Here is a 12,127-nt window from a genome sequence, read left to right as displayed (position 1 = left end):
GGATTATTCTTCTTCTTTTTGTCCCATCATCATGAGAAAGGCTTTTAGGAATTGATCGATATTGCCATCCATAACGGCATCTACATTCCCGGTTTCCTCACCAGTCCTTACATCCTTGACCAATTTGTAGGGGTGCATTACATAATTTCGGATTTGTGATCCCCATTCAATCTTCATTTTGGAGGATTCGATTTCCTCCCGGGCTTCCATCTTCTTGCGCAATTCAATCTCATACAATTGGGATTTCAACATTTTCATGGCTGTAGCCCTATTATCGTGTTGGGAACGTGAATCCGAGCATTGGATCTGTATGCCTGTAGGCTTGTGGACCAATTGGACCTTGGTTTCAACCTTGTTCACATTCTGACCACCGGCACCACTCGACCTTGCCGTGGTGATTTCGATATCGGCAGGGTTGACATCGATCTCGATACTATCGTCGACCAAAGGATATACATAAACCGAAGCGAAAGAGGTATGCCTCTTGGCATTACTGTCAAAAGGGGAGATGCGCACCAAACGATGTACGCCATTTTCGCCTTTCAACCATCCAAAGGAATATTCACCCTCAATCTCAAGGGTCACCGTCTTGATACCGGCAACATCACCTTCCTGATAATTGAGTTCCTTGACCTTGTACCCGTTTTTTTCGCTCCACATCATATACATACGCATCAACATAGCGGCCCAGTCACAACTTTCGGTTCCCCCGGCCCCTGCGGTAATCTGTAAAACGGCGGTGAGTTCATCACCTTCTTCGGAAAGCATGTTCTTGAACTCTAATTTTTCAATGAGATCGGTGGCCTTTTCATAGTGGGCGGTAACCTCGGACTCGGGTACTTCGCCTTCTTTTTGGAACTCGATTAAAACCTCGAGGTCCCCGACCATGGTCTTGGCGGCATTATAATCATCGACCCAATGCTTTTTCGATTGGATGAATTTCATTTGCTCCTGCGCTTTCTTGGGGTCATCCCAAAAATCAGGGGCAAGTGTTTTTTCCTCTTCGTTCTCTATCTCTATAAGCTTGGCATCTATGTCAAAGATACCTCCTTAACGCACCAAGGCGCTCTATAAGATCTTTGGATTGATCTACGGTTATCATTGTGTTGTCATTTTTAGCAAAAATAGGATTTAACTATGGTTGTGCAATCTATTTTATATAAATTTAGTGCTTATCAATCCAAGCGGAAAACCATTATGAAGATTAACCCTGTCCTAATTTTCTTTTTATGTATCGGTCTATCAATATGCAATGCCCAGTTCAAGGCGAATCGTGAAGATTATAAAAAGTACGACGGCTTGTTCAACTTTTATCTGGACGATAAAAACGATAGAATATATTTAGAGGTCGAAGACTTGGAAAAGGAGTTTCTCTACGTTTACGCCCTAAGTAGCGGCATTGGTAGCAACGATATCGGATTGGATCGCGGGCAGCTTGGTAACGAGCAGGTCGTATATTTTAAAAAAGCAGGGGGTAAATTATTGTTGGTGCAACCCAATTTAAAATTTAGGGCTTTGACCGATAATGCCTTGGAGCGGAAATCGGTGGAGCAGGCATTTGCGAAATCCGTCCTGTTCGGTTTTACTATCGAGGAGGAAAAAGACGGAAAATATATTATAGACATCACGGATTTCCTATTGCAGGATACCCATGGTGTCGCCTCAAGGTTAAAACAATCCGAACAGGGTGTTTATAGCTTGGACAAAACTAAAAGTGCCTTTGCCATGGAAAGGACAAAAGCCTTTCCAAAGAATGTTGAATTTGATGTGACCTTGACTTTTAAAGGAGAGGCCAAGGGGCAATATATCAAATCCGTTACCCCGAACCCTAATTTGGTCACCGTGGCCCAACACCATTCGTTGATCGCCTTGCCCGATGAAAACTACAAAAAGCGGGTTTTTGATACCCGCTCTGGATCGTATCCTATGAGTTATTACGACTATTCCACGCCGGTACAGGACCCAATTGTCAAAAGGTTCATTACCCGACATCGGTTGCGGAAAAAAGACCCGAATGCCCCAATTAGCGAGGCCATTGAGCCCATTATTTATTATTTGGACAATGGTACACCCGAACCCATACGCTCCGCACTTTTGGAAGGAGGGAGATGGTGGAACCAAGCTTTTGAGGCCATCGGATATAAAGATGCTTTCCAGTTGATCATGCTTCCCGATGATGCCGATCCCTTGGATGTACGTTACAATGTGATTCAATGGGTGCATCGATCGACCAGGGGATGGAGTTATGGTGGCAGCATCACAGACCCTAGGACAGGCGAGATCATTAAAGGGCACGTAAGTCTTGGCAGTCTGCGTATTCGACAGGATTTTCTGATCGCCCAGGCATTAATGGACAAACCCTTTGCGGAGCGGGACGATAATGACCAACCCATGTTGGATTTGGCCTTGGCCCGTATTCGGCAGCTTTCGGCACATGAGATAGGGCATACCCTTGGTTTTGCCCATAATTATGCCGCTTCGACCAATGACAGGGCCTCGGTGATGGATTATCCGCATCCACAGTTTACCATAAAAAATGGGAAAATTGATTTTTCCAAAGCCTATGCCACAGGTATTGGGGCATGGGATAAGGTTACCGTTGCCTACTCCTATACCGATTTTCCTGAAAATAAGGATGAGAAGCATGGATTGGAGACTATTTTGGGAGCTGCCAAGGAACACGGACTGCGATATATCACCGATCAGGATGCCCGCCTAGGGGGAAGTGCCCATGTTTTGGCACATTTGTGGGACAATGGAAAAAATATAACAAAGGAATTGGGTGCGATGTTGGATTTGCGGGCTCTTGCCATTGCTAATTTTTCCATCGATAATATCCGAAAAGGAGAGCCCAATACCGTTTTGGAGGATGTTTTCGTACCCCTTTATTTCTTTCATCGTTACCAAACGGAAGCGGTGGCCAAGGTTGTGGGCGGTATGGATTATAACTATACGGTAAAAGGGGATGGACAGGCTGTCGTCTCCATTGCGGACAAAAAAATGCAGCAAGAGGCCCTGTCGACTCTCCTAAAAACTTTGGATGCCCAATGGATGGCCATTCCCAAGGAAAAGTTGGAACTGTTTCCTCCGAGGGCTTTTGGGTATCCAAAGAACAGGGAATCCTTAAAGGGTAAAACCGGGGTTGGTTTTGATGCGTTATCGGCACCGGAAACTTCCGCGGATATGACCTTGACCTTTTTATTGCACCCGGAAAGGGCTTCCAGGTTAATTCAGCAAAAGGCGTTACAGCCCAAGAATTTGGGATTGGCCGATGTACTCGACGCCGTAATTGGAAATACCATCAACAAACAGCATAAGGACACCTATTTTTCTGAAGTCCAATGGAACATCAACTTTCGGGTGTTGTACCATATAATGAATCTTGCGGCAAATGATAAAGTCCATCCCCAGGTAAATGCTATTGCCTTTCAAAAATTAAAAAGACTAAGACAGCAACTATTGGCCGAAAATGACCCCTATCCACAGGAAATGATAAGACGGATCGATGGTTTTTTGAAGGCCCCGGAGAAATTCCAATTGATAGTTGTGCCAAAGATTCCTGATGGTTCCCCAATAGGAATGGATTGTATGCACTAAAACGAGTCGTAGAACTTACAGATAAAGGAGTATCCAAATAAATAAATTACAAAGTGAATATCAATTTGATCAGTGATACGGTGACCCAACCTTCCAAGGGAATGTTGGAGGCCATGATGAATGCCCCAGTGGGCGATGATGTATTTAAAACCGACCCCTCGGTCAATGCCTTGGAGGCCAAGACAGCGGAGCTATTTGGTAAGGAAGCCGCTTTATTTTTCCCCAGCGGCACCATGGCGAACCAGACGGCCATAAAACTGCATACCCAACCTGGGGAGCAACTGATATGTGATAAATATGCCCATGTATATAATTATGAGGGAGGGGGCGTAAGTTTCAACAGTGGTGTTTCCTGTAGATTGATCGATGGCCATCGGGGAATGATGACCGCGGGACAAGTGGAGGCAGCTATAAATCCACCCGATTTTTACCACAGTCCATTGACTACCTTAGTGTGTATTGAGAATACCACCAATAAGGGTGGTGGTGCTTGTTGGGATATTGAGGAGTTAAAGAAGATCAAGAACGTTTGTAAAAAGCATAACCTGGCCTATCACTTGGATGGTGCGCGAATATGGAATGCCATGGTGGCCAAAAATGAGACCCCGGAACAGTTCGGACAATTGTTCGATACGATCAGTGTTTGTTTCAGCAAGGGGCTGGGTTGTCCCGTAGGGTCCGTGCTGATGGGTAGTAAGGCAATGATGGACAAGGCGTTGAGGATCCGGAAGATCTTTGGAGGGGGCATGCGACAAGCGGGTTATTTGACGGCAGCGGCATCCTATGCCTTGGATCACAACATCAACCGATTGGCAGACGATCACAGAAGGGCTATTGAAATCGGAGAGGTCTTGAAAGGATTGTCCTTTATAAAAAAGGTAGAACCGATTGAAACCAATATTATCATTTTCGAGATCGATGAAAATACGTTGTCCGAAGCGGGTTTTTTAAAAAAATTGAGCGAACAAGGAATATCGATTATAGGTATGGGACAAGGGAAATTGCGCATCGTCACCCATTTGGATTATACCGATGGAATGCATGTGAGATTCCTCAACATCCTGAAAAAACTATAATTTACCTAAATGGGATAAGGTGTCGATTCTTTTCATCAAGGTTTTGATGCCATTTTCCATTCCGGCCTCAGAAGTATAATACTGGCTGTGACCAATCAGTTGGCCATTCGGATTTTTGATGTCGAACAAGAATAATCCGTCGTTACTGGTTTTTCGTTCAAACCGTATACTTTTAATATTGGTGGGATTGAGGTTTTGTACGGTATGCTGCACTTCTGCCTTATCGAAATATTCAACACTTCTCAAAAGGGTATGCCCACTTTGAGATTTAAGTTTGAAACTATATTTGTTCGTGCCTTTTTTCTTTATTTCTATCATAGCGAAACCCTGTAATACTTAAAAGTAACACATTTTGATCAAATAATTTTCAATTCTTTTTTCTAAAAGGTAGTAAATATCCTACGCAAATGTATTTCATCGAAGAAATATGTTTTTTATCGATGCTCAAATCGGTCATTTTTTAGTTTCTCCATAAAGGTTTTGTGTTCATCTACTTTCGCAGCAAGTAACAATACAATAACAAACACTAAATTTTTATTATGAGAAAAATTCTATTCCTTTTTGCAGTTATGACTGCGTCTATTACAATGGCACAAGACTTGCCAGCCAATCCTGAGCCGGGAAAATGTTATGTTCGTTGTACCACACCGGATGTATACGTTAATGAAACCGTGACTTTAACGGTAAAGCCAGCTTACAAGGTTTTAAAAACTGTTCCTGCCACTTTTAAGACAATTACTGAAAGGGTTGAGATAAAGGCTGCTGGTAAAAAATTGACCGTTGTTCCAGAGAAATGGGGGACAGAGACCATTACATATGTATCCAAAGAAGGAGGAAACACCTTGCGTGTTAGTACTGCATCCTTTAGACCAAGTTCAGAAACCATTGAAATTAAGCCCGCTTATGCACAATGGGAATTGGGAGCTGCAGCACCTGATTGTGCCTCTGGTAATCCTGATGATTGTAGATACTGGTGTTACAAAGGATATCCTGCTGAGTTCACTACTATTTCAACTGAAGTATTGGGAACGGATGCTTCTGTTGCCAAAACAGCAATAGGTTCTAAAAACGCTTCCTATACCAAAAGGGTATTGTTAGAGCCAGCAAAAGTTATCGAAGAGGTAATTCCTGCCCAATACGACGAGATTACTAAAACGGTATTGGACAAAGATGCTTATACTGTTGAAGAAACCGTACCTGCCGTAACAAAAACTGTTACTAAGGAAGTGATGAAGCAAAAAGGTGGATTGACTACATGGACAGAAGTTGAATGTTCTTTAGTGGAATACCAAGCTTTGCCAATCAATTGGAACTTGGGTAGTGCTACTTTGACTGCTGAGGCCAAAAGAATCATCGATACACGTTTAATGCCTGTTTTGCAACAAAATCCAGGTGTTAAATTGGAGATTGCTTCCCATACCGATGTAAGGGGTAATGCTTCTTCTAACCAAGATCTTTCCGAAAGAAGGGCTAAGGCGGTCGCTGATTATTTGATCACCAAAGGAATTAACTCTAGCTTATTGGTAGCCAATGGTTACGGAGAGAATAAAGTTAAGAACAGATGTGCAGAAGGTGTTACCTGTACTGAAAGAGAGCACGCGGTTAACCGAAGAACTGAATTCAGGTTGATCAACAACTAATACGGGTAAAACACTAACCTATAAAAAGGACTTCCATATCGGGAGTCCTTTTTTATTGTACCGTATTTCAGGATCTATAGGCTTCAATAGGTAAAATGACTTATTCGGCAGCTATTGATTGTAAAAGCTTTAAAACAATACATTATAGGGCCCCTGTTGCTAGTAAAGGACTAATACGCCTTGCTGCGGCCTATTATTTTATATGCCAGCACAGGGTTGGTCCACAAACAAAAAGGGCTTCCTGAATGGGAAGCCTTTTTTGTTATAATGGTAATCGATGTATTATTTATACCTGTTCAATAAGTCTAGATGATAGCGGATCTCGCCATTCATGCTATAACCAGAATATTCATCCAACGCATTCCCTTTTGCATTGACTATTTTTAGAAGGGGGAATACTCCCTTTTTGTTGTACTTCTTTAAAAGATCCTTGTTGTGTTCCCTCTGCTCCGGGGAAAGCAAATCCCTATTTCTCGGCATATCAACATATAATAGGACATAGTCCTTGGAAAGTGCCTTGAATTCCGCTGAATCGAATAAATCGGTCTTTAGCATTTTGCATGGTGGGCACCAGTCGCTACCCGTAAAATAGACCAAGACATTCTTATGGTCTTTTTTTGCCACTTTTAGCGCCTTTTCAAAATCAGTCAACCATTTCGTATCCTTATCCATGTCCGTATGCATCTCGGTGGTAAGGAATAATGGGACTAGGAATAGGAATAACAAACTTTTCATGATATCGTTTTTTAAGAGCTTTTCAAAAACCCTGCCAAGGGTCTATTTGAATAACGAATCCATTCCTGGAATATTGGGCATACCTTCCTTGGCAACTGCTGCAAGTTCGGTTTCGTTGACTTTTGTGGCCTTTTCTATGGCCTTGTTCAATGTTAGGATAAGGTAATCCTCAAGCTGCTCCTTATCCTGTAATAAACTTTCATCCAATTTGATTTCCTTTATGACCCTATTGGCAGAAATCGAAACGGATAATAAGCCATCGGATGATTCTTCCTGAAGGTAAACGGTATCCAATCTTTTTTTTGTGGCTTCTACTTTTTCTTGGGCTTCTTTGAGTTTCCCCATCATTCCCATCATATCTCCAAACATGTTTTCTATTTTATATGTTACGGAGCCAAAATTACTAAATTGTACCGATACCCCAATTATATGATCCGCAGGGTAAAAAGAATGCTAGTTTCTATGGTAAGTATTACTTTTGCATCTTCTTTCCATAATGAATAGATTACCATGACAAAAAATGTTGCCCCCGTTGCCAAAAAAGTAAAAAAGGAATTAGTAAAACATAACGATACTAGGGTAGATGATTACTATTGGATGAACGATAGGGAAGACCCGGAGGTCATAGCCCATCTCGAGAAGGAAAATGCCTATTATGAAAAATTGACCGCGCATACCAAGGATTTCCAAAACGCTTTGTTCGAGGAAATGAAGGGAAGGATCAAGGAGGATGATTCCTCGGTACCTTATAAGAAAAACGGATATTGGTATGTTACCCGCTATGAGAAAGGCAAGGAATACCCCATTTATAGCCGTCACAAAGACACGTTGGACGCCCCGGAGGAAATCATGTTCGATTGCAATGAAATGGCCGAAGGGCACGAATTCTTCAATTTAGGGGGGATTGCGATCAGTCCAGACAATAAATTGGCGGCATTTGGTATTGATACGGTTTCGCGAAGACAGTATACCATTCAGATCAAGAATCTTGAAACGGGTGAAATCTACAGTGATAAAATAGAAAACACCACGGGTGGCTCTGTGTGGGCCAATGATACCAAAACCATGTTCTACAGTAAAAAAGACCCAGTTACACTTCGTGCTGATAAGATTTACAGGCATACTTTCGGTACCGATACTTCGGATGATCACATGGTTTATCACGAAGAGGATGAAACTTTCGGAACCTTTGTCTATAAAACCAAGTCACATAAATATTTGGTCATAGGGAGTTACAGTACATTGACTTCCGAATTTAGGATATTGAATGCAGATACCCCCATGGATGATTTCAGGATATTCTCCCCACGGAAAAGGGGATTGGAGTATTCCATAGCACACTATGGCGATTCATTTTATATTTTAACCAATAAGGATAAAGCAAGGAACTTTAAATTGATGAAGGTTGGGGAAGCGCAGACTTCTTCGGAATCTTGGGAAGAGTTCATCCCCCATAGGGAGGAGGTCTTGCTAGAGGATATTGATATTTTCAAGGATTATTATGTGCTTTCCGAACGGGAGAATGGACTGAATAAACTAAAGATCACCCGTTGGGATAAAAAGGATAGTTATTATTTGCCCTTCGAAAGCGAAACCTATACGGCCTATGTGGGTGCGAACCCCGAGTTCGACACAGAGATCCTACGCTACGGCTATAACGGAATGACAACACCCAGCTCGGTGATAGATTTTAATATGCGCACCAAGGACAAGGTGGTCAAAAAGGAACAGGAAGTCCTGGGCGGTAAGTTCAAAAAGGAGGATTATAGGTCAGAACGCATATGGGCCACGGCCCGTGATGGGGCTAAGGTCCCGATGTCTATCGTGTTTCATAAAGATACAGAGATCAATAAGGACACACCCGTATTACAGTATGCTTATGGTTCTTATGGGTCGACCATTGATCCGTATTTCTCTACGGTCCGTTTAAGTCTTTTGGATCGTGGTTTTGTTTATGCCATTTCCCATATAAGGGGCGGACAATATTTGGGTAGGCAATGGTATGATGATGGTAAACTCCTAAAAAAGATGAACACGTTCACTGACTTTGTAGATTGTTCCAAGCATCTGATCAAAAACAATTTCACAAGTCCTGACCATCTCTATGCGATGGGGGGATCTGCGGGTGGACTTTTGATCGGGGCGGTGGTGAATATGGCACCTGAACTCTATAATGGGGTTATTGCCGCTGTGCCTTTTGTGGATGTGGTAACAACCATGTTGGATGATTCCATTCCGCTAACGACAGGGGAATATGACGAATGGGGGAATCCCAATGATAAAAAATACTACGATTACATGAAATCCTATTCCCCATATGATAATGTAACCGCCCATGATTATCCCAATATGTTGGTCACGACTGGTTTACATGATTCACAGGTACAGTATTTTGAACCAGCAAAATGGGTGGCAAAATTAAGGGAATTGAAAACCGATGACCATCTATTGTTGTTCAATATCAATATGGAAGCTGGCCATGGAGGAGCTTCCGGACGTTTCGAATCCTTGAGGGAAGTTACCAAGGAATATGCATTTTTATTGGATTTGGAGGGGAAAATCGAATGATAATAAAAAAAATAGTAGTTTTGTCGAGGAATTTGATCAATTTGATAATTTTCTAGGATCAAAACTTAGATTGCCTTTATGGAACATAAGATAAATGCCTACAATAGTGTCCTAGACTTAATAGGAAACACTCCCCTAATCAAACTAAATAAATTAACGGCCAACCTTCACGGTAATTATTATGCCAAGGTAGAGGCCTTTAACCCCGGACATTCCACTAAGGACAGAATAGCATCCTATATTATAGATCAAGCAGAAAAGAAGGGTATATTAAAGGAAGGGAACACCATAATCGAGACCACCTCGGGCAATACAGGCTTCAGCCTTGCCATGGTGAGCATTATTAAAGGGTACGATTGTATTCTTGCGGTCAGTTCTAAATCCTCTGCCGATAAAATTGATATGCTGCGTTCAATGGGTGCCAAGGTTTATGTGTGCCCTGCCCATGTTAGTGCTGATGATCCCCGGTCTTATTATGAGGTGGCAAAAAGATTGCATAAGGAAACAGAAGGTTCCGTGTATATCAACCAGTATTTCAATGAATTGAATATTGATGCCCATTATGCATCAACAGGTCCTGAGATATGGAATCAGACCAATGGAAAGATTACCCATTTGGTCGCGTGTAGTGGTACCGGGGGAACCATCTCCGGCATAGGAAGATATTTAAAGGAACAGAATTCCGATGTTAGGATCATTGGGGTTGACGCTTTTGGTTCCGTGCTAAAAAAATACCACGAAACCGGTGAATTCGACAATAAGGAGATTTACCCTTATCGTATAGAAGGACTTGGAAAAAATTTGATTCCTACTTCGACCGATTTTAGTGTTATCGATGAATTTATTAAGGTTACCGATGAGGAAAGTGCCCATTCTGCACGGGAATTGGCCCGTACCGAAGGTATTTTTGCCGGTTATACCAGTGGGGCGGCCATGCAGGCCATCAAACAATTGGATGCCCTTGGGAAATTTGACAAGGATAGTAATATCGTTGTGGTGTTCCCTGACCATGGGTCTCGATATATGAGCAAGGTCTACAGCGACAAATGGATGGAAGACCAAGGATTTATGGGGGTTGGGGTAGAACAAGAAACCCACAGTGTACAGTTTATAAAATAGGGTTTAAAATTATCTAAACCAATAAAAAGCAATGATTTAAACATCATTGCTTTTTTTTTGCGTACCAATATGTTATGAATGCTGATGAAAAATCTCTACTTTTGCAGACAAACCAGTTAGGTAAAATGAGAGATATATTTGAAAGAATTATTGAGAATAAAGGTCCGTTGGGAAAATGGGCTTCTCAGGCAGAAGGATATTTTGTTTTTCCAAAATTAGAAGGACCTATTTCCAATAGAATGAAGTTCCAAGGTAAAGAGGTGATTACTTGGAGTATAAATGATTATTTGGGACTATCCAATTTACCGGAGATTAAGAAAGTTGATGCGGAGGCCGCTGCAGAATATGGTGCTGCTTACCCTATGGGGGCAAGGATGATGAGTGGGCATACTGATTTCCATGAGCAACTCCAGCAGGAGTTGGCAGCTTTTGTTTCCAAAGAATCTGCATATTTATTGAATTTTGGCTATCAGGGAATGGTTTCGGCCATAGATGCCTTAGTCGCGAAGGACGATATTATTGTTTATGACGTAGACGCACACGCTTGTATTATCGATGGTGTACGTTTGCATATGGGTAAACGCTTTACCTTCAAGCATAACGATATGGAGAGTCTTGAGAAAAACCTGGAGCGAGCCAAAAGAATGGCCGAACAGACCGGTGGAGGTATATTGGTTATTTCGGAAGGTGTATTTGGTATGCGTGGGGAACAAGGCAGGTTAAAGGAAATAATTGCCCTAAAGAAAAAATATAATTTTAGACTGTTCGTGGATGATGCACACGGATTTGGTACCCTCGGTAAAACGGGTGCTGGAACGGGGCAGGAACAAGGTGTCCAGGATGATATTGATGTGTATTTTGCGACTTTTGCAAAATCAATGGCCGGTATAGGTGCTTTTTTGGCTGCGGATAAGGAAATTATAGATTATCTAAAATATAATCTTCGTTCACAAATGTTCGCCAAGTCACTGCCTATGATTTATGTGAAAGGTGCTTTGAAACGTTTGGATATGTTACGCACCATGCCACAATTAAAGGCCAAACTTTGGGAGAACGTAAATGCATTGCAAAATGGTCTTAAGAAGCGAGGTTTTGATATCGGTAGCACTACAAGTTGTGTGACACCTGTTTATTTAAGCGGAAGTATTCCTGAGGCAATGGCTTTGGTTAAGGACCTTCGTGAAAATTATGGAATATTCTGCTCTATTGTAGTGTATCCTGTAATTCCTAAAGGGATGATCTTATTGCGTTTGATTCCTACAGCTACACATACGATGGCAGATATTGAAGAAACTTTGGAGGCGTTTTCCGCAATACGCGAGCGTCTTGAAAATGGTACGTATAAAAGATTGTCGGCTGCAGTTGCTGCCGCCATGGGAGAGTAAGCGTACT

The 12,127-nt window shown here is 42.1% G+C and carries 10 protein-coding genes; 6 read left to right on the top strand and 4 right to left on the bottom strand.

Annotated features, from left to right (window positions below; genetic code table 11):
* Positions 1–3: 3 nt before the first annotated feature.
* A protein-coding gene (gene prfB / locus HPE56_RS07705; RefSeq protein WP_188243185.1) for a peptide chain release factor 2 occupies positions 4–1,102 on the bottom strand; the annotation gives its coding sequence in 2 pieces (ribosomal slippage) (positions 4–1,038 and positions 1,040–1,102; 1,098 coding nt in all).
* A gap of 95 nt (positions 1,103–1,197) precedes the next feature.
* Here prfB and HPE56_RS07700 point away from each other — a divergent pair.
* A complete protein-coding gene (locus HPE56_RS07700; RefSeq protein WP_188243184.1) occupies positions 1,198–3,597 on the top strand; it encodes a zinc-dependent metalloprotease in 2,400 nt (799 codons plus the stop codon).
* 53 nt (positions 3,598–3,650) lie between these two features.
* On the top strand, positions 3,651–4,673 hold the full coding sequence (locus HPE56_RS07695) for a threonine aldolase family protein (protein ID WP_188243183.1): 1,023 nt from the start codon (positions 3,651–3,653) through the stop codon (positions 4,671–4,673).
* Here the strand turns inward: HPE56_RS07695 and HPE56_RS07690 are convergent.
* The gene (locus tag HPE56_RS07690) at positions 4,668–4,991 is read right to left on the bottom strand and encodes a YegP family protein (RefSeq protein ID WP_188243182.1); all 324 of its coding nucleotides are present in this window, start codon (positions 4,989–4,991) and stop codon (positions 4,668–4,670) included. The two genes, HPE56_RS07695 and HPE56_RS07690, sit on opposite strands and share 6 nt — an antisense overlap.
* A gap of 221 nt (positions 4,992–5,212) precedes the next feature.
* Between HPE56_RS07690 and HPE56_RS07685 the strand changes: the two genes are divergently transcribed.
* Positions 5,213–6,313, top strand: coding sequence for an OmpA family protein (locus tag HPE56_RS07685; RefSeq protein ID WP_188243181.1), 1,101 nt, complete (start codon positions 5,213–5,215; stop codon positions 6,311–6,313).
* 282 nt (positions 6,314–6,595) lie between these two features.
* On the opposite strand, the gene HPE56_RS07680 is transcribed toward HPE56_RS07685, so the two are convergent.
* Together HPE56_RS07680 and HPE56_RS07675 are read right to left on the bottom strand one after the other, a co-directional pair.
* Positions 6,596–7,048 (bottom strand): thioredoxin family protein, encoded by a 453-nt coding sequence (locus HPE56_RS07680; protein WP_188243180.1) that lies wholly within the window; start codon positions 7,046–7,048, stop codon positions 6,596–6,598.
* A 42-nt stretch (positions 7,049–7,090) separates the two neighbouring features.
* Positions 7,091–7,417 carry a YbaB/EbfC family nucleoid-associated protein gene (locus HPE56_RS07675; protein ID WP_188243179.1) on the bottom strand — a complete coding sequence of 109 codons (327 nt, stop codon included), beginning with the start codon at positions 7,415–7,417 and terminating at the stop codon, positions 7,091–7,093.
* 141 nt (positions 7,418–7,558) lie between these two features.
* Here HPE56_RS07675 and HPE56_RS07670 point away from each other — a divergent pair, with 141 nt between their 5' ends.
* From HPE56_RS07670 to HPE56_RS07660, 3 genes are all read left to right on the top strand, one after another.
* Entirely contained in the window at positions 7,559–9,616 is a 2,058-nt protein-coding gene (locus HPE56_RS07670) for a S9 family peptidase (protein WP_188243178.1), read from the top strand.
* Positions 9,617–9,694: 78 nt separating this feature from the next.
* Complete coding sequence (locus HPE56_RS07665) at positions 9,695–10,735, top strand: PLP-dependent cysteine synthase family protein (RefSeq protein WP_188243177.1); 1,041 nt, start codon at positions 9,695–9,697, stop codon at positions 10,733–10,735.
* Between the two features lie 125 nt (positions 10,736–10,860).
* A complete protein-coding gene (locus HPE56_RS07660; protein WP_188243176.1) occupies positions 10,861–12,120 on the top strand; it encodes an aminotransferase class I/II-fold pyridoxal phosphate-dependent enzyme in 1,260 nt (419 codons plus the stop codon).
* Positions 12,121–12,127 lie beyond the last annotated feature (7 nt).

It is taken from the genome of Maribacter aquimaris, from assembly GCF_014596745.1.
Lineage (GTDB): Bacteria > Bacteroidota > Bacteroidia > Flavobacteriales > Flavobacteriaceae > Maribacter_A > Maribacter_A aquimaris.
Note: the sequence above shows the minus strand (reverse complement) of the source record. Positions and strands in the feature narration are given on the sequence as shown.